Raw genomic sequence first — 22,111 nt, forward strand, 5'->3', positions numbered from 1 at the left:
AACTTTCCAGGCCGGCATCGAGCGCCTATGTTCCTGCTTCCCGCCTTACCGCCACGACCCGGTCTCCTCATGTCCCCTGCGTTGGAAGTCAGGAATCTGACGAAGTCCTTCGGTGCCGTGCGCGCCGTTGACGACATCTCGTTCGCCGTGCCCGCCGGTGCCACGGTCGCCCTGCTGGGCGGCAACGGGGCGGGCAAGACGACGACGATCTCCATGCTCCTCGGCCTGCTGCTGCCGAGTTCGGGCGAGGTGTGGGCCCTCGGCCACGACCTGGTGAAGGAGCGGTACGCCGTGCTGCACCGGATGAACTTCTCCTCGCCCTATGTGGAGCTGCCGCACCGCCTGACCGTGTCGCAGAACCTGATCGTCTATGCCGAGCTCTACGGCGTCGCCGACGCAAAGGGCCGGGTGGCGGAACTGGCCGACCGGCTACACATCGCCGACCTGATGGACCGGCCGGCGGGCAAGCTGTCGGCGGGACAGAAGACCCGGGTGGCGCTGGCCAAGGCGCTGGTCAACCGTCCCGACCTGCTGCTGCTGGACGAGCCGACCGCCTCGCTCGATCCGGATACCGGCGACTGGGTGCGGCGCTATCTGGAGGAATACCGGGCCGATACCGGGGCCACGATCCTGCTCGCCTCCCACAACATGGCCGAGGTCGAGCGGCTCTGCGACAGCGTGCTGATGCTGCGCGCCGGCAGGATCGTCGACCAGGGCAGTCCGGACGCGCTGCTGTCGAAATACGGACGGCGGACCATGGAGGACGTGTTCCTCGACATCGCCCGCGACCGACGGGCCGAAAATGCGGCCGAAGAGGTGCCGGCATGACCGCGTTCTCCGACACCCGCCGGGTGACCGGCCCGGCCGCCTCGGCCCGGCGGATCGCCGCCATGGTGCGGCGCTACTGGTACCTGATCCGCGGCTCCTGGCCGCGCCTGGCCGAGCTCGCCTACTGGCCGACGGTGCAGATGATCCTGTGGGGGCTGGTTTCCCAGTTCTTCATGACCCAGTCGAGCTGGCTGGCCCAGGCCGGCGGCGTGTTGATCGCCGGCGTGCTGCTCTGGGACCTGCTGTTCCGGGGGCAGATCGGCTTCACCATCTGCTTCCTGGAGGAGATGTGGTCGCGCAATCTCGGCCATCTCTTCGTCAGCCCGCTGCGGCCCTGGGAACTGGTGGTGGCGCTGATCACCATGAGCGCGATCCGCACCGTGCTGGGAGGGGTGTTCGCGGCGGTGATCGCGATCCTGCTGTATCAGTTCTCGATCTTCGATCTCGGCCTGCCGCTGCTGGCCTTCTTCCTGGTGCTGATGGGGATGGGCTGGGGCATCGGCATGGCGATCACCGCCGCCGTGCTGCGTGCCGGGCTGGGGGCGGAGTCGCTGGCCTGGGTGGCGATGTTCGCCATCGCGCCGATCAGTGCAGTCTACTACCCGGTGGAGACCCTGCCGGAAGCTGTGCGCTGGCTCGCCTGGCTGACCCCGTCGGCCCATGTGTTCGAGGGCATGCGGGCGCTGATGGTCGAGGGCGTGTTCCGCTGGGACCTGCTCTTCCGGGCGCTGCTGCTAGACGTGGTGTATCTGGGCGCGGGTGCGGCGATCTTCGCCTGGGCCTTCGCCAAGGCGCGGGAGGAGGGCAAGCTGCTGCAGACGGGGGAGTAGGGGCGAATACAGCCTCAACCGTCGTCCTGACGAAAGTCAGGACCAAGCCGTGGTCCTCTCCACCTCTCCCCGTCGTCCTGACGCACGTCAGGACCATGATTCGGACGGCGGATACAGCGAGGCATGGTCCTGACGTGCGTCAGGACGACGGGGAGCGGCGGATACAGCGCGGCATGGTCCTGACTTGCGTCAGGATGACGCGTGAGGTCAGTGCGGCTTGGACGCAGCCGTGGACACCCCGGCTGAGGCGAAGGTCGCCATGCCGGCATGGCATTCGGCCGCCGCCTTCAGGATGCCGATCGCCAGCGTCGCGCCGCTGCCCTCGCCGAGGCGCATGCCGAAATCGAACAGCGGCTCCTTGTCGATGATCTGCAGCAGTTTGGCGTGGCCCGGCTCGACCGAGCGGTGGGCGACGATGCAGTGGTCCAGCGCCTTGGGATCCACCTTCCACAGCACGGCGGCCGCCACCGTGCAGGCGAAACCGTCGAGCACCACCGGCGTGCGGGCGAGGCGGGCGGCCATCACCGCCCCGGCGATCGCCGCCAGTTCCAGCCCGCCCAGCGCGGCGAGCGTCTCCAGCGGGTCGGTCAGATGGGCGTGCTTGGCCACGCCCTCGGCAACCACGTCGGTTTTGCGGGCCAGCGCGTCGCCGGTCACGCCGGTGCCGCGGCCGACCCACTCTGACACCTCGCCGCCGAACAGGGCGCAGGCGAGCGCGGCGGCCGAGGTGGTGTTGGCGATCCCCATCTCGCCCAGGCACAGCGCGTCCAGGTTCGGCTCCACCGCCATCATGCCGTAGGCCATGGCCCGGGCACAGGCGCCCTCGTCCATGGCCGGGCCCTGGGTGAAGTCCTGGGTCGGCTGCTCCAGCGCCATCTCGTAGACCCGCAGGTCGGCGTCGAAGGCCTGGCAGAGCTGGTTCACCGCGGCCCCGCCGGCGATGAAGTTCTGCACCATCTGGGCGGTCACCTCGGCCGGAAAGGCGGACACGCCCCGGGCGGCGACCCCGTGATTGGCGGCGAAGACCGCCGTGCGCGGATGGCGCATCTCCGGCGGGTGGCGGCCCTGCCAGGTGGCGAGCCAGCCGGCCAGCTCCTCCAGCCGGCCGAGCGCGCCGCGCGGCTTGGTGAGCTGGGCCTCGCGCTCGGCGGCCGAGGTCGCGGCCTCCAGGTCGGGGCCCGGCAGCTCCTTGAACAGGGCGCGGATCTCGTCGAGCGAGGCGTCGGCGGGGTCGAAACCGGTCTTGGACATGGGACCTCGTGTGGGACCTTGGCGGGCCCACGGTTGTTGTGGTGTCGGGCGAAGGCTATACCCGCTCAACCGATGTGACGCAAAGCGAGACCATCGCCATGACCGAGACACCCCCTCCCGAGACGCCCGGCTCCGGTGCGCCGACCTCCCGTTGGTTCGACGAGCTGGGTCTGGCGACCGTGTTTCTGACGCGGCTGCCCTGGCCCCGGCCGATCACCGACCCGCGCCCGCTGATGGCGGCGTCCTGGGCCTTTCCGGTGGTCGGCCTTGTGGTCGGCCTGATCGGCGGTGTCGCCTTCGCGGTGGCCGATGCCGTCGGCCTGCCGGCGACGGCCGCGGCCCTGATCGCGCTGGCCGCCTCCGCGCTCGCCAGCGGGGCGCTGCACGAGGACGGGCTGGCCGATCTGGCCGACGGGTTCGGCGGCGGGCGCGATCCGGAGACCAAGCTCCGGATCATGCGCGACAGCCGGATCGGCAGCTATGGCGTGCTGGCGCTGGTCCTGGCGATCGGGTTCAAGGCCGCCTGCCTCGCCGCCCTGGATGCGGATACCGCCGTGCTGGCGATGATCGCCGCCCATGCGGTGGCCCGTGGCGTGGTGCCCGGCCTCGCCCGTGCGCTGCTCTTCGCCGCCGGCGACGGGCTCGGCCGCACCGCCGGCAAGCCCGGCCGCAGCGGCGCGCTCTGGGCCGTCGCGATCGCCGTCGCCGTCGCCCTGTTCGTGCTGCCCGCCGGGATCGGCCTCGCCGCCGTGCTGGCCGCGGTCGGCGCCGCCGTGCTGGTCGGCGCGCTCGCCCGGCGGCAGATCGGCGGGGTCACCGGCGACGTGCTGGGGGCGGCCGAACAGATGGCCGAGGTCGCCGCCCTGGCCGCCATCGCCGCCTATCTCGCAGCCTGAGGAGAGCCCATGTCCGCACCGACCCGCTGGTGGCTGGTCCGCCACGCCCCCGTCATCAATCCGACCAACGCGATCTACGGCCAGGTCGATCTGGACTGCGACGTGACCGATGAGACGGTCTTTTCCTCGGTCGCCCGGCTGCTGCCAAAGGACGCATTTTGGCTGCAGAGCCCGCTGGCCCGGACCCGCAAGACGGCGGCGGCCCTGCGGGCGGCGGGCGCGCAGGGGCCGGATCCGGTCGACGAGCCGCGGCTGATGGAACAGCATTTCGGCGACTGGCAGGGCGGCGACCGCAAGCAGATCCGCGAGCGTCATCCGGAGGCTTATCGCCGGTTCTGGCTGGCCCCGGCGGACGAGCGGGCGCCGAACGGCGAGAGTTTCGTCGATGTGGTCGGCCGGGTCAGCGAAGCGCTGGACGAGTGGAGCGGCAAGCTGCCCGGGCGCGACGTGGTCGCCGTGGTGCATGGCGGGCCTATCCGGGCCGCGCTCGCCCATGCCCTGGCCCTGGCGCCGGAGCGGGCGCTGTCCTTCCATGCGGAGACCGTGTCGGTGACGCGGGTCGATCTCTATCCCGACGGCCAGTCGGCGGTGGTCTTCGTCAACGCCACTCCTTGGCGGTTCTGAGGTAGTCCGGCGGGTTCAGGATCGAATCCGCCCAATCTTCGGCGACATCGATCGAGCGGGCCGGAACCTCGCTGCGCTCGAGCGGCGGGCGGATCATCACGATCGGCAGGTCGAGGCCGCGGGCGGCGCGCACCAGCGGCGCGTCGCGCTCGGCGCCGGTCGCCCGCATGACCACGGCCTGGGCCTCGGTGCGGCGCAGCAGCAGGGTGTCGCCGGCGAGGCTGTAGGGGGGCGGGGCCAGGATCGGCTCGAAGCGCGGCGGCAGGTTCCAGCCCACCGGCGGCCGGGCCAGCCGGGTCGGGAAGCGCAGCCCGCCGACGGTGGCGAAGGCGGCGACATCGCGCGGCGGCAGCCAGAGCAGGGCGGTGCGGGCGACCGAGGCGACGGCGCCGACGGCCCCGTCCAGGTCGCGCACCTCCACCCAGCGGTCGAGCGGATGCCGCTCCCAGCCGCGCGGCCGGAAGGTCAGGCGCGGGATCGCCCGGCGCCGGGCGGCGTCGCGCAGGGCGCGCACCGAGCTCCGGTCGAACGGGTCGAGGGCGTCGATGACCGCCGCGGCCTCGCCGATCTCGGTATCGCCGAGCCGGTCGACGGTGCAGCCGCGCGGCGGGCGGATGCCGTCATGCAGGGTGACCAGGAGCCGGGAGGCGGGGCAGAAACGGTCGGCCAGCCGCTCGGCCAGGCGCTTGCCCTCGGCGGTGCCGACGAAGATCCGCATTGTGTTCGGATCGCTCATGGACACAGCCTAAGGCCGGCCGCTGCCTGCGGCAATTGCGCCGGCAGGGCTCGCCCCACCTTTGACGCGGGGCCGCCGGTCCCATATGACCGGAGCGCCTAGCGTCTCCGCGACCCGCCGAAGGGTGATCCCATGTCCTCCCGCGTCTTCCTGTTCGTCGTCACCCTGCTCACCGCGACCCTGGTCGGCACGGTGACCGCCGGATATTTCATCTGGCAGGCCAAGGACGGACAGGTCCAGGTCGGCGGCCCGTTCACCCTGACCGATCAGACCGGCAGGCAGGTCACCGAGGAGACCTACCAGGGCACCTGGCAGGTGGTGTTCTTCGGCTATACCTACTGCCCGGACGTCTGCCCCACGACCATGGCGACGGTCACCACGGCGCTGGACGAGCTCGGCCCGCTGGCGGAGAAGGTGACGCCGATCTTCATCACCATCGACCCGGCACGCGACACGGTCGAACAGCTCGCCGGCTATCACGAGTACTTCCATCCGCGCTTCGCCATGCTGACCGGCACCGAGGAGCAGATCGCCAAGGTCGCCCGCGAGTTCCGGGTCTACTACGCCAAGGCCGAGGACAGCAGCGCCTCGGACTACCTGATGGACCATTCCTCCATCAGCTATCTGCTCGATCCGGACGGCAACTACGTGACCCATTTCAGCCACGGAACCGACCCGCAGAAGATGGCGGAGACCCTGCGCCAGCATATCCAGGGCTGAACCGGAATATGTTCAGCGTTGAACCAGTGTGGCGGCGCGCGGGCGCTTGATTGCGGCAGGGCGGCGCAATATGGTCGGCGCTCAACATACCGCCCGGAGGAAACCGATGAGCGAGCGCATCAAAGGCGTGATGGCCGCAGGCCTGACCGCGTTCAACGACGATCTGTCGATCGATGTCCAGGGCACCCTGGATCACAGCAAGTGGCTGCTCGACAACGGCTGCGACGGCGTCCTGCTGTTCGGCACCACGGGCGAGGCGAACTCCCTGTCCCTGAAGGAGCGCCTGGATTTCCTCGACGTGCTGGGCGAGTCCGGCCTGCCGATGGACCGGATGATGATCGGCACCGGCTGCTGCGCCCTGCCGGACACGGTGGAACTGACCAAGAAGACGCTGTCGATCGGCATCGAGTCCGCGCTGATGCTGCCGCCGTTCTACTACAAGAACCCGAGCGACGACGGCCTCTACGCGCATTTCGCCCGGGTGCTCGAGGCGGTGGGCGACGACCGGATGAAGGTCTACCTGTACCACTTCCCGCAGATGTCGGCGGTGCCGTTCAGCCATGACCTGATCGGCCGCTTCCTGAAGGAATTCCCGGGCGTGTTCTGCGGCATCAAGGACAGCTCCGGCGACTTCGCCAACATGAAGGCGATGGCCGAGAATTTCGACGGCTTCGACGTCTTCGCCGGCACCGAGCGCTACCTGCTCGACACCCTGAAGGTCGGCGGCGTCGGTACGATCACCGCCACCGGCAACTGCACCTCGTCGCTCTGCGGCGCCGTCTACGCCGCCTGGAAGGCCGGCGCGCCGGATGCCGAGGGCCTGCAGGAGCAGCTCACCGCCCAGCGCCTGGCGCTGCAGAACTACCCGGCCGCGGCCGGCCTGAAGGAACTGCTGGCCCGCGAGAGCGGCAAGGCGTCCTGGCGCAACGTGCGGGCCCCGTTCCTGCCGCTGCCGAAGGAGAAGGCCGACGCGTTGGCCGCCGACATGGCCAAGGTGAACTGGCAGCTCCCGGCGCTCAAGGCGGCGTAAGGGCCTCTTCCCCATACCCGCGTCTCCCCGGCCTTGAGCCGGGGCCTAGAACAACAACGTGCTGGAGCGTTCGGCGATTTTGCCGGGACGCTCCAACACGCTCCCTCTCTCGGTCCCGGCTCAACGCCGGGAAGACGGTTGGGGTGGGGAGGAAATCAACCTGTTCCCGTCTCCCCCTGTTCCCGTCTCCCCGGCCTCGCGCCGGGGCCCAGGGTAAACACCTGCTGGAGCGTTTGGCGATCATGCCCGGACGCTCCGGCACGCTCCCGCTCTCGGTCCCGGCGCGAGGCCGGGAAGACGAGGAGAGGTTTACGAGGGGGCCTTCACCCGCGTCGTGCGGTTGACCAGGTACACCCCGGCGAACACCAGCGCGACCGTCGCCCAGAGCCAGGGCGACGGCACCTCGCCGAAGATCACGAAGCCCCAGAACAGCCCCGTCACGTTCACCACATAGCTGACCTGGCTCAGATAGACCGGGCCGGAGCGTTCGTTGATCTCGAAATACATGATGTAGGCCACGCAGGTGATGACGATCTGACCGGTCATCGCCAGGTCGTGCGCCGCCAGCCCCTCGGCGAAGAGCGGGTGGAAGGTGCCCGTCGCCAGCATCACCGGCAGGCTCGCCACCGAGGCGCTCGCCATCATGCCCAGTGCGGCCGCCAGGGACGAGGTCCCGGCCGGGCGCAGCCGGGCGGCGAGGATCCCGTTGGTGGCGTAGAGCACCGGCGTCAGCATGCCGAACAGCACCCAGCCGGTCATGTCGGCGCTGGGCAGGCTCGCGTCCGGCACCACCAGGAACAGCACGCCGATCAGCCCCAGGGTCAGCCCGGCCAGCGCCATCGGTTCGAACCGCTGCAGCCCGGTCGTCACCGCCAGGGTGAAGGTCATCATCGGCACGGTGGTCACCAGGGTGGAGATGATCCCGGCCGGCACGTGCAGGGCCGTCGTCACGATGGTCAGGCTCGGCAGCACCGTTCCCACCAAGCCGGTAGCGCCGTAGAGCAGCAGATGGCGGCGGGTCGTCGGCACCTTGATCCCGGCGCGCCGGCAGATCACGAACAGAAACAGGGTCGCGCCGGTGGTCTGCATCCAGACATAGGCCAGCGGATGGATGCCGCCGAGCACCGCCGTCTTCGACAGGGAGAAGGACAGGCCCCACAGGTTGCCCAGGATCAGCATCAGGACCAGGGGCAGGTGCCTGCCGGCGATCATGCCTGCCCCAACCAGGCCGTGACCGGCGGGGTCATGTGAACGGCCAGACCCAGGGGATCAGCCACACGCCCAGCGCCACCAGGATGATCTCCAGCGGCAGACCCATGCGCCAGTAGTCGCCGAACTTGTAGCCGCCCGGGCCCATGACCAGCAGGTTGTTCTGGTGGCCGATCGGGGTCAGGAAGGCGCTGGAGGCGCCGACGGCCACGGCCATCAGCATCGGATCCGGGTTCACGCCGATCGCCTCGGCCAGGCCGACCGAGACCGGCGCCATCACCACCGCGGTGGCGGCGTTGTTCATGATGTCGGACAGGGTCATGGTCAGGATCAGCACCACCGCGAGGATCAGGTGCGGATCGGCGCTCCAGGCGACCGCGGCGATGGCGCCGGCCAGCACGTTGGCGGCCCCGGTCGTCTCCAGGGCGCCGCCGACCGGAATCATGGCGGCGAGCAGCACGATGACCTGCCAGTCGATCGCCTCGTAGACCTCGCGCATGGTGAGGCCCTTCAGGAAGACCAGGGCGACCACGGCGGCGGTCAGGGCGACGGCGGCGGGGATCACGTTGGTCACCGTCGCGACGATCGCCGCGGCGAAGAGCAGGATCGGCACCAGCGCCCGGCGCGGCTCGAGCGAAAGATTGCGGTAGGCCAGCGGCAGGCAGCCCAGCGCCCGGACGGTGTCGTTGATCTGGTCGCGCGCACCCTGCAGCAGCAGCACGTCGCCGGCCTGGAACTGGGCGTCGCGCAGGCGGGTGCGGATCGGCGCGCCGGAGCGGGCGATGGCCAGCAGGTTGATGCCGTAGCGCGCCCGCAGGGTGACCAGCGCCGGGGTGCGTCCCTCCAGCCAGGAGCGCGGCGTCACCACGGCCTCCACCACCGCCAGCGCGTCCCGGTCGATCGGGCTCTCCCCGTCCTCGGCCTTCAGGTCCTTGGCGGCGACCATCTTGAAGCCCTTGGAGACCAGTTCCTCGATCGCCTCGGTGTCGCCATGGACCAGGACCACGTCGCCGACCTCCAGCTTGGCCAGGTGCAGGCGCCGGATCACCCGGTTGCGGCCGCGCACGATGCCGTCGAACTGGGGCGGGGTCTCCATCTCCTCGGCGATCTCGTCGATGGTCTTGCCGACGATCTTCGCCTCCTTCGGGACCACCAGCTCGGTCAGGTAGCTGTCGATGTCGAATGGCGAGTCGCCGTCCGACTTACCCTGGCTGGAGGACGGGATCAGCCGCCAGCCGACCAGGGTGAGGAACAGGATGCCGACCACCGCCATGGGCAGGCCGGTCCAGGCGAAGTCGAACAGCTCGAACCCGTGCCCGGTGATCCGCTGGTGATACTGGGCGATCAGCACGTTGGGCGGCGTGCCGATCAGGGTCACCAGGCCGCCCAGGATGGTGGCGAAGGACAGCGGCATCAGGATCAGCGAGGCCGAGTAGCCGGTGCGCTTCGCCATGGACAGGGCGACGGGCATCAGCAGGGCGAGCGCGCCCACGTTGTTCATGAAGCCGGACATCGCCCCGCCCAGGGTCGACAGGGCCGCCATCTGGGTCAGGCGGGTCGAGGCGAAGCGCTCGACCCAGGCGGCGATCAGGTCGACCACGCCGGAGCGGGCCATCGCCGAGGACAGGGCCAGCACCGCCGCGACGGTGATCACCGCCGGATGGCCGAAGCCCTTGAAGGCATCCTCCGGCGCGACGATGCCGATGAAGACCGCCGCCATCAGGGCGAGCATGGCCACGGCATCGACCCGCCAACGCCCCCAGATGAACAGGGCGACCACAACGGCGAGAAGCGACAGGGTGGAAATCTGTTCGATGGTCATCGAAGCGTCCGGCGGTAGGGCCGTGTTGCGGGGGCTCAATGTCTCCTCGGACGTTCCCTGGAGGCATTAATCCTTTCTTTACACGGCTGTGTTTAGCTTATCCGGGGAAAGTTGGGGAGTATCGATCATGCCTCTGGATGCGCGTCCTCAGTCCGATCTGGGCGATACCGGCTACCTGCTTCCGGGCGAGGCGGCCGAACTGACGCCCGTGGGAACGATCCGCGAGCCCTATTTCGCCAGCCTGATCGAGGTGGTGCGCGAGATCATCGACGCCGAGGCTCCCGCGGGCCAGTAACGCGCCACCGGCCTTCCCGTTCCCGTCCTCCCGCACACCCCATCACCGCCGCAGGTCCGACCAGCGCACGTCCTTGGTGATCAACCCGTTGGCGAACTGATCGCGGGCGTGGTCATGCTCGTCGAACACCGTGAACCCGATCAGGTGATCTGCGGTCCGCCCGTCGGCGCCCAGGGGCAGCAGCACCCGTCGGGCGGTCAGGACCGGGCCCCGGATCGAGGTGTGCTGGGTGTAGGAGTAATAGGCCCAGGGGCCGGTCGCCACGCGCTGCCAGCGGCCCAGGATCAGCTCCGCGCTGCGGTCGGTGAACAGGTCGCTGATCCGCGTGCCCTTCAGCGACCGGTCGTAGCGCTCGGCGATGTCCTCGCCGGCGAGCCGGTAGACGAAATCCCCGTCCGGAAGGACCGCGACGACATAGATCCGCGACAGCGCCCAGGGGATGTCCACCGGATCGATATCCCGATAGGCCGGCAGCCACCCATCGCCGCGCTTCTCCGTCCAGTAGCGCACGAAGTCGTGCATCGAGGCCGGCGCGTCGCTGCCGATCAGGGACTCCAGCGGGACCGTGATCCCGACGGTCGGGTTCGGTTCAGGGGGCATGGTGGGCGTCCGGCAGGCTTTCGGTGGGCAGCGGGTGCAGAGGGCCTGTCACGCCGGATCCGACCTCAGAACATCGTCTCGATGACCCGGTCGGGCGGCGTATGGCCATCGACGAAGGTCTTCACGTTGATGATGACCTTGTCGCCCATGTCCTGGCGGCCCTCGATGGTCGCACTGCCCATGTGGGGCAGCAGCACGACGTTGTCGAGGGCGAGCAGGCCGCCGGCGACCTCCGGCTCGTGTTCGTAGACGTCCAGCCCGGCGCCGGCGATCCGCCGCTCGCGCAGCGCCTCGACCAGCGCCTCCTGGTCGACCACCTCGCCGCGGGCGGTGTTGACCACATAGGCGTGGGGCTGCATCAGGGCGAGCCGCCGGCGGTTCATCAGGTGATAGGTCGCCGGGGTGTGCGGGCAGTTCAGCGACAGGATGTCCATGCGCCCGACCATCTGGTCGAGATTGTCCCAGTAGGTCGCTTCCAATTCGTTCTCGATATCGGCATGCACCGGTTTTCGGTTGTGGTAGTGCACCGACAGGCCGAAGCCGCGGGCGCGGCGGGCGACGGCCTGGCCGATCCGGCCCATGCCGACGATGCCGAGCCGCTTGCCGTGGATCCGGTGGCCGAGCATCCGGGTCGGCGCCCAGCCGGTCCACTTGCCCGAGGTGATCAGGGCGTTGCCCTCCACCACCCGGCGCGGCACGGCCAGGATCAGGGCCATGACCATGTCGGCGGTGTCCTCGGTCAGGACCCCCGGCGTGTTGGTGACCGTGATGCCCCGGGCCTTGGCCGCGCGCAGGTCGATATGGTCGACGCCGGTCCCGAAGGAGGCGATCAGCTTCAGCCGCTCGCCGGCCTGTTCGATCAGGCTGCCGTCGATCCGGTCGGTCACAGTCGGCACCAGCACGTCGCAGTCGCGCATGGCCGCGGCGAGCTGCTCGCGGCTCATCGGTTCGTCCGACAGGTTGAGGACGGTGGAGAACAGCTCCATCATCCGGGTCTCCACCGGATCGGGAAGCTTTCGCGTGACGACAACGCGCTTCTTCGACTGCGGCATCCTCTCCTCCCGGCGATCGATCCGGCGGCGACGGGCGCGAGCCCGGCCCGTGCTGGGCCGTGGGTTAGCAGGGTCGCGGCGCCGTGTCACCTGCGGCAATGAAGTCGCCGACCGGCGGTCCCCCGGCCGCGGGCGACGATGACGTATATTGTAGTGCGCGGCCTTAACGAGCGCCATGGATAGCGGTATAACACCCTCGAGACCCACACTTCACCGCGACATCCGGAGCCCCAATGCGCGCCTTCGTCCTGCTCCTCGTCGCCCTCCTGTGCGCTCCGGTCGCGGCGGGAGCGCAATCCGCCGCGAGCCGGGCGGCCATGACCTCCGTCGGCACCGAGACCGGACTGCCGATCCCGCGCTTCGTCACCCTGCGGGCGCGCGAGGTGAATGTCCGCACCGGTCCCGGGGTGCGCTATCCGATCGACTGGGTGTTCCAGCGCCCGAACCTGCCGGTGGAGGTGGTCGCCGAGTTCGACACCTGGCGCAAGATCCGCGACTTCGAGGGGACCGAGGGCTGGGTCCATCAGTCCATGCTGTCTGGCCGGCGCACGGTGATCGTGGTCACCGCCGTCCGCCTGCTGCGCCGGGAACCGGCAGAGAGTTCGCCGCCGATGGCGCGGCTGGAGCCGGGGGTGATCGCCTGGCTGGAAGCCTGCCGGGGCGACTGGTGCGAGGTGGAGGTCGCCGGCATCGACGGCTGGCTGCGCCGCGGCGATGTCTGGGGCGTGCGGGCGGACGAGTCGATCGAGGAATAGCCCTTCAGCACGGGCGGGGCGCGGTCACATGCCGTGGTAGCGCTTGAACCACGCCACGAAGCGCGGAATGCCGTCTTCGATGGAGGTGCCGGGGCGGTAGCCGAGGTCGCGGGTGCTGGCCTCGATATCGGCATAGGTCTCCACCACGTCGCCCGGCTGCATCGGCTTCAGGTCGAGCTGGGCACGGCGCCCGCAGGCGGCCTCGATCACCGCAATGTAGTCGAGCAGGCCGACCGGCTCGTGGTTGCCGAGGTTGTAGACCGCGTTCGGCGGCGACCCCTCGCTGGCGGACGGCGGGTGGTCGAGGGCGGCGAGGACGCCGGCGACGATGTCGTCGATATAGGTGAAGTCGCGCCGCATCTGGCCGTGGTTGAACACCTGGATCGGCTCGCCGCGCAGGATGCGCTCGGTGAACAGCCAGGGCGACATGTCGGGCCGGCCCCAGGGGCCGTAGACCGTGAAGAATCGCAGGCCGGTCGACGGGATGCCGTACAGGCTCGCGTAGCTGTAGGTCATCACCTCGTTGGCCTTCTTGGTGGCGCCGTAGAACGACACCGGCCGGTCGACCCGGTCCGCCACCGAGAACGGGATGTCCCGGTTGGCGCCGTAGACGCTGGAGGAGGAGGCGTAGACGAAATGGGTCAGGGCCGGCCGGCCGGCCGTCGCCGCCATCCGGCCCCGTGCCATCTCCAGCATGACCAGGTGGCCGATCAGGTTGGCGCTGGCATAGTCGAACGGCTCCTGCAGGGAGTAGCGCACGCCGGCCTGGGCGCCGAGATGGACGATGCGGTCGATCTCCGGATGGCGGGCGTCGAAGGCGGCCATCGAGTCGCGGTCGGAGAAATCGATCCGCTCGAACCGGAAACCGTTGCGCCCCTCCAGTTCGGCGAGCCGCGCCCGCTTCAGGGCCGGGTCGTAATAGGCGTTGAGGTTGTCGATACCGATCACCTGCTCGCCCCGGTCGAGCAGGGCGCGCACGGTATGCATGCCGATGAAACCGGCGGCACCGGTGACGAGCACGGTCATCTGCTTGGGCTCTCCCCGTGGCTGGCGGCCTCGTTCCGACTGCGACGCCTGCTTAACCTTTCGGCCGCCCCGCGTCGAGGCTGCGTCGTACCAGACCTGCGTCTCGATGCATGAATACCCCCAACCCTTGTGGGAATATATCAATATTGTCTCGAATTTTCGGTACTAATTTGGTACCCGTTGATTAATTGGGTATGGGGGACACAGTGCCGATTTCTGACGGGACGGACGAATGGGCCGGGCCGCTGCATATCGTGTTGGAGAAGATCGACGGTGCGCCGCGTTGTGCGGCGCTCCTCGACATTTGGAAGGTCGCGCGGGACGGGGATCACCCGATCGCGGCGCGCGCCGCCCTTGACCCGATCGTGCTGGCCGAGGCGGGCTTGCTGCCCTTCGTGTGGATCCTGGAACGAGACGAATCCCACTCCTACTTCTACCGGCTGATCGGCGAAGGCGTGCGCCGCAACTTCAACATGGCGATGCGCGGCCGGCACCTGCATGAGGTCTTCGACGAAGAGACCACCGCCCTGGTGGCCAGCCGCTGCAACCGGGTTCTCATCGATCGCAAGATAATGTTCACCAGCGGGCGGGTCTTTCGGGACGACGAGGTGATCTATTCGGCGCGCCGGCTGCTGCTGCCGCTGCGGGACGACGACGGCGCGGCCCGCTACCTGATCGGCACGGTCGATCAGGAGGAGCTCACCGACGACCGGGAGCGCAGCGGCAACCCCCGCTTCGAGCTCGACTTCGTTGCCTTTGTCGGTGTCGACTCCATCTAAGTTATTGAACGGGTACACCGACCCCTCGGGACGCATTGCCAGGACGGGGCGCGTCTGTCGTAATCGACACATCAAAGCCGGGTGCGACCGACGGCCGGTTGTGGGTTAGGTCAGTACCCTTTACCTTTGAGGCAGAGGCTCGCATCCCAGATCAGGGGGACCTAACCAGACGAGCCGGGAGGCCATGGCATGGATCGGTCCAGTACGGCGCAGTCGCTCGCCGCGGTGACACTCGACGACAAGTACACGCTCGACCGGGGACGCATCTTCCTGACCGGCGTGCAAGCGCTGGTGCGTCTGCCGATGATCCAGCGGCGGATCGACAAGGCGGCCGGGCATGACACGGCGACCTATATCTCCGGCTATCGCGGCTCGCCGCTCGGCACCTACGACCAGCAGCTCTGGCGCGCCGGCAAGCTGCTCAAGGAACACCGCATTCACTTCCAGCCGGGCGTGAACGAGGAATTGGCGGCGACGTCCGTGTGGGGCTCGCAGCAGCCGGGCCTGTTTCAGGGCGCGACCGCCGACGGCGTGGTCGGCCTGTGGTACGGAAAGGGCCCGGGCGTCGACCGCTCCGGCGACGTGTTCAAGCACGGCAACTTCGCCGGCTCCTCCAAGCTGGGCGGCGTGCTGCTGTTCGCCGGCGACGATCACACCGCCAAGTCCTCCACCGTCCCGCATCAGAGCGAATACGCCTTCGTCGACGCAAGCGTGCCGGTGCTGAACCCGGCCGGTGTGCAGGACACCCTCGATTTCGGCCTGCTCGGCATCGCGCTCAGCCGGTTCAGCGGCTGCTGGATCGGCTTCAAGACCACCGCCGAGATCATGGACAGCACCGCCTCGGTCGATGCCGATCCGGACTCGGTCAACATCACCATCCCCGAGTTCGACATGCCACCGGGCGGGCTGAACATCCGCTGGCCGGATGACTGGACCAGCCAGGAGCAGCGGCTGCAGGACGTCAAGCTGCCGGCGGTCCGCGCCTTCACCCGGGCGAATGCCTTCGACACGGTGGTCTGGGATACCGACAAGCCGCGGCTCGTCATCGTCACCACCGGCAAGTCCTATCTCGACGTACGCCAGGCGCTGGACGATCTCGGCATCGACGCCGAGATGGCCCGCGACATCGGCCTGCGGCTCTACAAGGTCGGCATGTCCTGGCCGCTGGAGCCGAGCGGCGCGGTCGCCGCCACCGCCGGGGCCGAGAAGGTGCTGGTAATTGAGGAGAAGCGCTCGCTGATCGAGTGGCAGCTCAAGGAGATCCTGTACGACCAGCCCCATGCCCGCCAGCCGAAGGTCGAGGGCAAGAAGACGGTCGAGGGCAAGCCGCTGTTCCGGGTGAACGGCGAGCTGTTCGCCAACGAGATCGCGCTCGCCATCGCCGACCGGGTGCTGGAGATCGCCGATCTCGACCGCATCAAGGCGCGCCGCGCCCTGGTCGAGCAGCGCATGAAGTCGGAGCAGGCCAAGCCCTCGGATTTCGCCCGCACCCCGTATTTCTGCTCCGGCTGCCCGCACAACACCTCGACCAAGGTGCCCGAGGGCTCGCGCGCCATGGCCGGCATCGGCTGCCACTTCCTGGCCTCCTGGATGCCGCGCAGCACCGAAACCTTCACCCAGATGGGTGGGGAGGGCGTGCCCTGGGTCGGCATGGCGCCCTTCACCGAGACGCCGCATATCTTCGCCAATCTGGGCGACGGCACCTTCAACCACTCGGGTTCGCTCGCCATCCGCCAGGCGGTCGCCGCCAAGGCGACCATGACCTACAAGATCCTGTTCAACGACGCCGTCGCCATGACCGGCGGCCAGCCGTCGGACAGCCAGCTCACCCCCTGGATGATCGCCCGCATGGTCGCGGCCGAGGGCGTGGCCCGGATCGACGTGGTCACCGACGACCCGGACAAGTACCCGTCGGACAGCATCTGGCCAGAGGGCACCAAGGTGCATCACCGCGACGAGCTGGACAGCATCCAGCGCGAGTTGCGCGAGACGCCGGGTGTGACCGTGATCATCTACGACCAGACCTGTGCCGCGGAGAAGCGGCGGCGGCGCAAGCGCGGCCTGATGGAGGACCCGAACAAGCGGATCTTCATCAACGAGCAGGTCTGCGAGGGCTGCGGCGATTGCGGCGTGCAGTCGAACTGCGTGTCGATCCAGCCGGTGGAGACCGAGTTCGGCCGCAAGCGCAAGATCGACCAGTCGACCTGCAACAAGGACTACTCCTGCGTGAAGGGCTTCTGCCCGAGCTTCGTCAACGTGATCGGCGGCAAGGTCCGCAAGAGCACGGGCCAGGCCGGCAAGTCGGACACGCCGCCGCCGGTCTTCGAGGCGCTGCCGGAACCGACCCTGCCGGGACTGGACGAGCCCTACGGCATCCTGGTCACCGGAATCGGCGGCACCGGCGTGGTGACCATCGGCGCGCTGATCGGCATGGCCGCCCATCTGGAGGGCAAGGGCACCAGCATCCTCGACATGACCGGCCTGGCCCAGAAGGGCGGCGCCGTCATCAGCCACGTGAAGGTCGCCAGCTCCCCGGACGCGGTGCACGCTCCGCGCGTCGCCACCGGCTCGGCAGACCTGATGCTGGCCTGCGACATCGCCACGGCGGTGTCCAAGGACGGGCTGAAGGCCATGAGCCGGGAGCGCACCCGGGCGGTGGTCAACACCCAGGAGACCATGACCGGCGCCTTCACCCAGAACCCGGACCTGCACTTCCCGGCCGAGGCCATGAAGAACCAGATCCGCGAGATGGCCGGCGACAACTCCGCCGAGTTCGTGGACGCCAACCGCATCGCCACCAAGCTGCTGGGCGACAGCATCGCCTCCAACCTGTTCATGCTGGGCTATGCCTATCAGCAGGGGCTGGTGCCGCTCTCGGCCGCCGCGATCGAGCGGGCGATCGAGCTGAACGCCGTGGCGGTCGAGTTCAACAAGCAGGCCTTCCTGTGGGGCCGGCGCGCCGCCCATGACCGCGAGGCGGTGGAGCGGATCATCGCGCCGAAGGCTGAAGCCCCGAAGCGGGCTGCCCCGGAGACCCTGGCGGAGATGGTGGAGCGCCGCGTCAACATCCTGACCGAGTACCAGGACGCGGCCTATGCCGGCCGATACAGGGCGCTGATCGACAAGGTCGAGGCCGCCGAGAAGAAGGCGGTGCCGGGCAGCGACGCCTTTGCTAAAGCGGTCGCCCGCTACGCCTTCAAGTTGATGGCGATCAAGGACGAGTACGAGGTCGCCCGGCTCTACACCGACGGCACCTTCCGCAAGCAGCTCCACGACACGTTCGAGGGCGACTTCAAGCTGGAGTTCAACCTCGCCCCGCCGCTCTTCGCCAAGCGCGACCCGGAGACCGGCAAGCTGCAGAAATCGGTCTACGGGCCGTGGATGCTGAGCGCGTTCGGAATGCTGGCGAAGTTCAAGGGCCTGCGCGGAGGGGCGTTCGACATCTTCGGCCGCACCGAGGAGCGGAAGATGGAGCGCCGCCTGCGCGACGAGTACATCGCCCGCATGGAGCGCCTGGCCGAGGGGCTGTCAGCCCAGACCCACCCGGTGGCGGTCGACCTGGCCCTGGTGCCGGAGCAGATCCGCGGCTACGGGCACGTGAAGGAGGCCCATGTGGAGCGGGCCGAGGCCAAGGTGAAGGCGCTGGAGGAGCAGCTCCGCAATCCGGACGCGGCACGGAAGGCGGCGGAGTAGGGGGCTCTTAACCCCCGACCGTCATCCTGAACTTGTTTCAGGATCAACGCTCGGACGGTGCAGCTTGCATGCGGGATCCGCCAGCGGCTTGGTCCTGAAACAAGTTCAGGACGACGTTCTTGGACGGCTGATGTGTGGGGAAGCCTCACTCACGCCATCCCGAGCGCGCGCTTGTAGACCTCGAGCAGGGTCTCCTGCTCGTCGCGGTCGTCCTCCTCCATTTTCCGGAGCTTGAGGATCTGGCGCATGATCTTCACGTCGTAGCCCTGGGCCTTGGCCTCGGCGAAGATCTCGCGGATGTCGGCCGCCAGGTTCGCCTTCTCCTCCTCCAGGTTCTCGATGCGCTGGATGAAGGATTCGAGCTGGCCCGCGTTGATGCCGCCGATATAGGGCGAGTCCTTCTCGCTGCTCGACGCGATCCCCGGCGTGCCGGCGGGCGTCGGGGCGGTATCGGTATCGGTATCGTAGTCGTCCGACATCACAGGCTCTCCTTCGGGCGGTCGGTTTCGAGCGGCCGGGTGCGCGGGTTCGGGCGCGTCCGCAGGCAGGGAAAACGGTGGCGGACCCTACGCGCAGCCCGCCGCGCAATCAAGCTTGACAGTGAAGGAACAAAAATAGAACATCTGATCCCTTGGCATCGAGGCTACAGGCAACGGGAGGCCGTCATGCTGGCAACCATGATCTCCGATCCGACCGATCCGGTCCGCGCCCTGTGGGAGCGCATGAACCACCGTGACTGGGACTCGGTGGCCCGTCTGCTCGACGGCGGGTTCCAGGCGATCTGGCCGCAGACGGGAGAGCGGATCGCGTCGCCGGCCAACTATGTCGGCCTCAACCGGACCTATCCCGGCGACTGGAAGATCACCGTGAAGACGGTGGACGCCACCGCCGAGGGCGCGGTCGCCCGCATCCACATCTCCAACGGGTCGGAGGACGTCTACGCCGTCGGCTTCTACCGGGTGATGGGCGGGAAGATCCTGAGTGCGGAGGAGTACTTCGCCGATGCGGGTACGCCGCCCTACGATCGGTCGGACTGGGTGGAGCGGATTTAGCGCCGCCCTATCCCAAACATTCCGTCATCCCGGATGCGCCCCGTCCCGGATTCAATCCGGGATTGATCCGGGGGCAGGCCGGGACCCTGTTGTTCCGACGGGAGTGGCTTGATCCTGACGTGCGTCAGGATGACGGGGGTAAGGTCAAAAAAAAATCCGTCGTCCTGACGCACGTCAGGACCAAGACTCCGACGCACCCACTGGGTCCCGGCCGACCTCCGGGTCGGGCCCGGAGGTCACCGGGATGACGATGAATGAGACAAAGGGGGGAGAAGTGGTCGCTGCCCGCACCGACACCCCGCTTGCCCCGCCCCCGCACCCCGGCTACACCGCGCCCATGAAGGATGGGATCGAAACGCGCCTCTATGTCGACGCCCCGCTCGCCCCGGGCGGGACGCTGGTGCTCGGCCAGGACCAGGCCCATTACCTGAAGAACGTCCTGCGCCTCGGCCCCGGCGAGGGGGTGGCGCTGTTCAATGGGCGGGACGGCGAATGGCGCAGCGAGATCGCCGCCGTCGCCAAGAAATCCGCCGACCTCGCCGTCCTGGAACAGACCCGCCCGCAGCGCGCCGAGCCGGATGTCTGGCTCGCCTTCGCGCCGATCAAGCGAGCGCGGATCGATTTCACCGCCCAGAAGGCGACGGAGCTCGGCGCCTCCCTGCTCTGGCCGGTGATGACCCGACACACCATGGTCGACCGGGTGAACACCGAGCGGCTGCGCGCCAATGCCGTCGAGGCGGCCGAGCAGAGCGACCGGCTGACCGTGCCCGAGGTCCGCGACCCGGCAAAACTGGACGCCCTGATCGACGCCTGGCCGGCCGATCGCGCCCTGATTCTGGCCGACGAGACCGGCGGCCCGCCGATCGCGGAAGCGCTGTCCATGCATCAAGATCGTCCGATGACAAGAGCCGGATTCCTGATCGGACCGGAAGGGGGCTTTGCCGAAGCGGAACTTGACCGGCTTCGGAAGCTGCCGTTTGTTACGCGTGTCAGCCTGGGAGAGCGTCTCCTGCGCGCCGACACGGCCGCGCTCGCGGTGCTTGCCATCTGGCAGGCGCTCGTGGGCGATTGGACCGCTCGCCACGACTGAGACCGGAGGCCCAATGTCCCGTCCGCCTGAAGATCAGGGTGCGCCCATCACCGATAAGGCGCAGCTGATCGAGTGGTTCTCCTCCGCCGTCACGCCGCGCAGTGACTGGAAGGTCGGGACCGAACACGAGAAGTTCGCCTTCCGCCTGTCCGACCACAAGCGGCTGCCCTATGACGGCCCCGACGGGATCGGTGCGATCCTGAACGGCCTGAAACGGTTCGGCTGGGAGGGGATCGAGGAGAAGGGCAAGGTCATCGCCCTGACCCAGGGACGCTGCGCCATCACCCTGGAGCCCGGCGGCCAGTTCGAGCTGTCCGGCGCCCCGCTCGACAACCTGCACCAGACCTGCGACGAGGTGCATACCCACCTCGCCCAGGTCCGCGAGGTCTGCGACGAGCTCGGGGTCGGCATGCTCGGCCTTGGATTCGACCCGACCTCGACCCGCGAGGACATCACGTGGATGCCGAAGGGCCGCTACGGGATCATGAGCGCCTACATGCCCAAGAAGGGCAATCTCGGCCTCGACATGATGAAGCGGACTTGCACCATCCAGGCCAACCTGGACTTCGAGTCCGAGGCCGACATGGTGGAGAAGTACCGGATCTCCCTGGCCCTGCAGCCGATCGCCACCGCCCTGTTCGCCAACTCGCCCTTCACCGAGGGCAAGCTGAACGGGTTCCGGTCGTACCGCAGCCATGTCTGGACCGACACCGACCCGGACCGTTGCGGCATGCTGCCCTTCGTCTTCGAGGAGGGCTTCGGCTTCGAGCGCTATGTCGACTACCTGCTCGACGTGCCGATGTACTTCGTCTACCGCGACGGCCAGTACATCGACGTGGCGGGCAAGAGCTTCCGCGACTTCATGGCCGGCAAGCTGCCGGAGGTGGCGGGCCATACCGCCTCCATGGGCGACTGGTCGGACCACACCACCACGGTGTTCCAGGAAGTCCGGCTGAAGAAATACATCGAGATGCGCGGCGCCGACGGCGGGCCCTGGGGCCGGATCTGCGCCCTGCCGGCCCTGTGGGTCGGTCTGCTGTACGATCCGGGCGTGCAGGACCAGGCCTGGCAGCTCTGCCGGGACTGGACCGTGGAGGAGCAGGAGGAGCTGCGCAACGCCGTGCCGCGCCACGGGCTCGCCGCCGAATTCCGCGGCCGCAGCCTGAAGGACTGGTCGGCCGACGTGGTCGCCCTGGCGCGCGAGGGGCTGAAGCGCCGGGCCCGGCAGGACTTCCAGGGCAAGGACGAGACCGGCTATCTGAAGCCGCTGGAGGAGATCGTCGCCACCGGCCGCAGCCAGGCCGCCGACCTGATCGAGGCCTATAACGGCCGCTGGAACGGCAGCGTCGATCCCGTCTTCACCGAACTACGCTACTGACCGGCCCATGCCTCCGGCCCTGCCGGAGGCATGTCCGTGGTGTCGGTGATGCCGTCGCGGTCGCGCGCATCGCGGGAAAATATATTCTCTGCATAACGCGGAGCGGCACGGGTCGTGCCCGGCTCCCCGACCCGCCGTCCTCGTCCGGCTGACGCGGTCCGAGACCGCTCCCGGCGCCGCCGATTCAGTTAACCCAATCTTAAAAGCTGGCCTCTATCACTTGCCGCGTCGGTCCGCGTCGCAGGTCCGCGTGCAGTTATGACCGATAGCTGAATAAGATGTTACATTTCGACGAAAGCAGAAATGCATCGATCCGATCAAAAATGAAAACAAAAAGTATTTAATTGTCTTATTTTTGATCGGGTTTTCCGGTTGAGGCTGAAATTCCGCGTATGATACATTTAAGGAATACTGGGGGCTCAGGGCAAAAGCGCGGAAGAAATCG

General features: G+C 68.4%; 21 protein-coding genes. 13 read left to right on the plus strand and 8 right to left on the minus strand.

What is annotated here, in order from left to right; all coding sequences use genetic code 11:
* Positions 1-69 precede the first annotated feature (69 nt).
* Positions 70-828 carry an ABC transporter ATP-binding protein gene (locus tag ACOQOP_RS19610; protein WP_420563501.1) on the plus strand — a complete coding sequence of 253 codons (759 nt, stop codon included), beginning with the start codon at positions 70-72 and terminating at the stop codon, positions 826-828.
* On the plus strand, positions 825-1,658 hold the full coding sequence (locus ACOQOP_RS19615) for an ABC transporter permease (protein WP_420563502.1): 834 nt from the start codon (positions 825-827) through the stop codon (positions 1,656-1,658). The genes ACOQOP_RS19610 and ACOQOP_RS19615 overlap by 4 nt, the downstream gene beginning before the upstream one ends.
* A gap of 207 nt (positions 1,659-1,865) precedes the next feature.
* Here the strand turns inward: ACOQOP_RS19615 and cobT are convergent, their stop codons facing one another.
* On the minus strand, positions 1,866-2,909 hold the full coding sequence (cobT, locus tag ACOQOP_RS19620; RefSeq protein WP_420563503.1) for a nicotinate-nucleotide--dimethylbenzimidazole phosphoribosyltransferase: 1,044 nt from the start codon (positions 2,907-2,909) through the stop codon (positions 1,866-1,868).
* A gap of 98 nt (positions 2,910-3,007) precedes the next feature.
* On the opposite strand from cobT, the gene cobS reads away from it, so the two are divergent.
* Together cobS and ACOQOP_RS19630 are read left to right on the plus strand one after the other, a co-directional pair.
* Positions 3,008-3,805, plus strand: a complete 798-nt coding sequence (cobS, locus tag ACOQOP_RS19625; protein ID WP_420563504.1) for an adenosylcobinamide-GDP ribazoletransferase — start codon at positions 3,008-3,010, stop codon at positions 3,803-3,805.
* A gap of 9 nt (positions 3,806-3,814) precedes the next feature.
* A complete protein-coding gene (locus ACOQOP_RS19630) occupies positions 3,815-4,429 on the plus strand; it encodes a histidine phosphatase family protein (protein ID WP_420563505.1) in 615 nt (204 codons plus the stop codon).
* Here the strand turns inward: ACOQOP_RS19630 and ACOQOP_RS19635 are convergent.
* The gene (locus ACOQOP_RS19635) at positions 4,404-5,165 is read right to left on the minus strand and encodes a precorrin-6A/cobalt-precorrin-6A reductase (RefSeq protein ID WP_420563506.1); all 762 of its coding nucleotides are present in this window, start codon (positions 5,163-5,165) and stop codon (positions 4,404-4,406) included. The genes ACOQOP_RS19630 and ACOQOP_RS19635 overlap by 26 nt on opposite strands.
* A gap of 132 nt (positions 5,166-5,297) precedes the next feature.
* Here ACOQOP_RS19635 and ACOQOP_RS19640 point away from each other — a divergent pair, with 132 nt between their 5' ends.
* On the plus strand, positions 5,298-5,885 hold the full coding sequence (locus ACOQOP_RS19640; protein WP_420563507.1) for an SCO family protein: 588 nt from the start codon (positions 5,298-5,300) through the stop codon (positions 5,883-5,885).
* Positions 5,886-5,991: 106 nt separating this feature from the next.
* Positions 5,992-6,915, plus strand: a complete 924-nt coding sequence (locus ACOQOP_RS19645; protein ID WP_420563508.1) for a dihydrodipicolinate synthase family protein — start codon at positions 5,992-5,994, stop codon at positions 6,913-6,915.
* A 309-nt stretch (positions 6,916-7,224) separates the two neighbouring features.
* On the opposite strand, the gene ACOQOP_RS19650 is transcribed toward ACOQOP_RS19645, so the two are convergent.
* Positions 7,225-8,127, minus strand: a complete 903-nt coding sequence (locus tag ACOQOP_RS19650; RefSeq protein ID WP_420563509.1) for a DMT family transporter — start codon at positions 8,125-8,127, stop codon at positions 7,225-7,227.
* Positions 8,128-8,158: 31 nt separating this feature from the next.
* Positions 8,159-9,946 carry an SLC13 family permease gene (locus ACOQOP_RS19655; protein WP_420563510.1) on the minus strand — a complete coding sequence of 596 codons (1,788 nt, stop codon included), beginning with the start codon at positions 9,944-9,946 and terminating at the stop codon, positions 8,159-8,161.
* A gap of 127 nt (positions 9,947-10,073) precedes the next feature.
* Between ACOQOP_RS19655 and ACOQOP_RS19660 the strand changes: the two genes are divergently transcribed.
* Complete coding sequence (locus tag ACOQOP_RS19660) at positions 10,074-10,241, plus strand: hypothetical protein (protein ID WP_420563511.1); 168 nt, start codon at positions 10,074-10,076, stop codon at positions 10,239-10,241.
* Positions 10,242-10,283: 42 nt separating this feature from the next.
* On the opposite strand, the gene ACOQOP_RS19665 is transcribed toward ACOQOP_RS19660, so the two are convergent.
* Positions 10,284-10,841 (minus strand): PAS domain-containing protein, encoded by a 558-nt coding sequence (locus ACOQOP_RS19665; RefSeq protein WP_420563512.1) that lies wholly within the window; start codon positions 10,839-10,841, stop codon positions 10,284-10,286.
* Between the two features lie 65 nt (positions 10,842-10,906).
* On the minus strand, positions 10,907-11,893 hold the full coding sequence (locus tag ACOQOP_RS19670) for a 2-hydroxyacid dehydrogenase (protein ID WP_420563513.1): 987 nt from the start codon (positions 11,891-11,893) through the stop codon (positions 10,907-10,909).
* Positions 11,894-12,126: 233 nt separating this feature from the next.
* Between ACOQOP_RS19670 and ACOQOP_RS19675 the strand changes: the two genes are divergently transcribed.
* Positions 12,127-12,648 (plus strand): SH3 domain-containing protein, encoded by a 522-nt coding sequence (locus ACOQOP_RS19675; protein WP_420563514.1) that lies wholly within the window; start codon positions 12,127-12,129, stop codon positions 12,646-12,648.
* A 24-nt stretch (positions 12,649-12,672) separates the two neighbouring features.
* Here ACOQOP_RS19675 and ACOQOP_RS19680 read toward each other — a convergent pair whose 3' ends face one another.
* Positions 12,673-13,674 (minus strand): NAD-dependent epimerase/dehydratase family protein, encoded by a 1,002-nt coding sequence (locus tag ACOQOP_RS19680; protein ID WP_420563515.1) that lies wholly within the window; start codon positions 13,672-13,674, stop codon positions 12,673-12,675.
* Between the two features lie 257 nt (positions 13,675-13,931).
* On the opposite strand from ACOQOP_RS19680, the gene ACOQOP_RS19685 reads away from it, so the two are divergent.
* Positions 13,932-14,453: a PAS domain-containing protein gene (locus tag ACOQOP_RS19685; protein WP_420563516.1), complete on the plus strand. Its 522-nt coding sequence runs from the start codon at positions 13,932-13,934 to the stop codon at positions 14,451-14,453.
* Positions 14,454-14,642: 189 nt separating this feature from the next.
* A complete protein-coding gene (locus ACOQOP_RS19690; protein WP_420563517.1) occupies positions 14,643-18,146 on the plus strand; it encodes an indolepyruvate ferredoxin oxidoreductase family protein in 3,504 nt (1,167 codons plus the stop codon).
* A gap of 149 nt (positions 18,147-18,295) precedes the next feature.
* On the opposite strand, the gene ACOQOP_RS19695 is transcribed toward ACOQOP_RS19690, so the two are convergent.
* Positions 18,296-18,625 carry a DUF2312 domain-containing protein gene (locus ACOQOP_RS19695; RefSeq protein ID WP_420563518.1) on the minus strand — a complete coding sequence of 110 codons (330 nt, stop codon included), beginning with the start codon at positions 18,623-18,625 and terminating at the stop codon, positions 18,296-18,298.
* Between the two features lie 186 nt (positions 18,626-18,811).
* Between ACOQOP_RS19695 and ACOQOP_RS19700 the strand changes: the two genes are divergently transcribed.
* The 3 genes from ACOQOP_RS19700 to ACOQOP_RS19710 all read left to right on the plus strand — a co-directional run bounded on the left by ACOQOP_RS19700 (position 18,812) and on the right by ACOQOP_RS19710 (position 21,666).
* On the plus strand, positions 18,812-19,198 hold the full coding sequence (locus ACOQOP_RS19700; RefSeq protein WP_420563519.1) for a nuclear transport factor 2 family protein: 387 nt from the start codon (positions 18,812-18,814) through the stop codon (positions 19,196-19,198).
* A 244-nt stretch (positions 19,199-19,442) separates the two neighbouring features.
* Positions 19,443-20,288, plus strand: coding sequence for a 16S rRNA (uracil(1498)-N(3))-methyltransferase (locus ACOQOP_RS19705; RefSeq protein WP_420563520.1), 846 nt, complete (start codon positions 19,443-19,445; stop codon positions 20,286-20,288).
* A gap of 13 nt (positions 20,289-20,301) precedes the next feature.
* The gene (locus tag ACOQOP_RS19710) at positions 20,302-21,666 is read left to right on the plus strand and encodes a glutamate--cysteine ligase (protein WP_420563521.1); all 1,365 of its coding nucleotides are present in this window, start codon (positions 20,302-20,304) and stop codon (positions 21,664-21,666) included.
* Positions 21,667-22,111 lie beyond the last annotated feature (445 nt).

This window comes from Thalassobaculum sp. (genome assembly GCF_965223715.1).
In the GTDB taxonomy this organism is placed as follows: Bacteria; Pseudomonadota; Alphaproteobacteria; order Thalassobaculales; family Thalassobaculaceae; genus Thalassobaculum.

Excerpts from the sequence above, each read along its gene's own strand:
- ACOQOP_RS19640 (WP_420563507.1), top strand. The coding sequence starts at position 5,298 with ATGTCCTCCCGCGTCTTCCTGTTCGTCGTCACCCTGCTCACCGCGACC.
- ACOQOP_RS19635 (WP_420563506.1), bottom strand. The coding sequence starts at position 5,165 with ATGAGCGATCCGAACACAATGCGGATCTTCGTCGGCACCGCCGAGGGC.
- ACOQOP_RS19650 (WP_420563509.1), bottom strand. The coding sequence starts at position 8,127 with ATGATCGCCGGCAGGCACCTGCCCCTGGTCCTGATGCTGATCCTGGGC.
- ACOQOP_RS19680 (WP_420563515.1), bottom strand. The coding sequence starts at position 13,674 with ATGACCGTGCTCGTCACCGGTGCCGCCGGTTTCATCGGCATGCATACC.
- cobT (WP_420563503.1), bottom strand. The coding sequence starts at position 2,909 with ATGTCCAAGACCGGTTTCGACCCCGCCGACGCCTCGCTCGACGAGATC.
- ACOQOP_RS19710 (WP_420563521.1), top strand. The coding sequence starts at position 20,302 with ATGTCCCGTCCGCCTGAAGATCAGGGTGCGCCCATCACCGATAAGGCG.
- ACOQOP_RS19705 (WP_420563520.1), top strand. The coding sequence starts at position 19,443 with ATGACGATGAATGAGACAAAGGGGGGAGAAGTGGTCGCTGCCCGCACC.
- cobS (WP_420563504.1), top strand. The coding sequence starts at position 3,008 with ATGACCGAGACACCCCCTCCCGAGACGCCCGGCTCCGGTGCGCCGACC.
- ACOQOP_RS19695 (WP_420563518.1), bottom strand. The coding sequence starts at position 18,625 with ATGTCGGACGACTACGATACCGATACCGATACCGCCCCGACGCCCGCC.
- ACOQOP_RS19700 (WP_420563519.1), top strand. The coding sequence starts at position 18,812 with ATGCTGGCAACCATGATCTCCGATCCGACCGATCCGGTCCGCGCCCTG.
- ACOQOP_RS19645 (WP_420563508.1), top strand. The coding sequence starts at position 5,992 with ATGAGCGAGCGCATCAAAGGCGTGATGGCCGCAGGCCTGACCGCGTTC.
- ACOQOP_RS19690 (WP_420563517.1), top strand. The coding sequence starts at position 14,643 with ATGGATCGGTCCAGTACGGCGCAGTCGCTCGCCGCGGTGACACTCGAC.
- ACOQOP_RS19660 (WP_420563511.1), top strand. The coding sequence starts at position 10,074 with ATGCCTCTGGATGCGCGTCCTCAGTCCGATCTGGGCGATACCGGCTAC.
- ACOQOP_RS19675 (WP_420563514.1), top strand. The coding sequence starts at position 12,127 with ATGCGCGCCTTCGTCCTGCTCCTCGTCGCCCTCCTGTGCGCTCCGGTC.
- ACOQOP_RS19670 (WP_420563513.1), bottom strand. The coding sequence starts at position 11,893 with ATGCCGCAGTCGAAGAAGCGCGTTGTCGTCACGCGAAAGCTTCCCGAT.
- ACOQOP_RS19630 (WP_420563505.1), top strand. The coding sequence starts at position 3,815 with ATGTCCGCACCGACCCGCTGGTGGCTGGTCCGCCACGCCCCCGTCATC.
- ACOQOP_RS19655 (WP_420563510.1), bottom strand. The coding sequence starts at position 9,946 with ATGACCATCGAACAGATTTCCACCCTGTCGCTTCTCGCCGTTGTGGTC.
- ACOQOP_RS19615 (WP_420563502.1), top strand. The coding sequence starts at position 825 with ATGACCGCGTTCTCCGACACCCGCCGGGTGACCGGCCCGGCCGCCTCG.
- ACOQOP_RS19665 (WP_420563512.1), bottom strand. The coding sequence starts at position 10,841 with ATGCCCCCTGAACCGAACCCGACCGTCGGGATCACGGTCCCGCTGGAG.
- ACOQOP_RS19610 (WP_420563501.1), top strand. The coding sequence starts at position 70 with ATGTCCCCTGCGTTGGAAGTCAGGAATCTGACGAAGTCCTTCGGTGCC.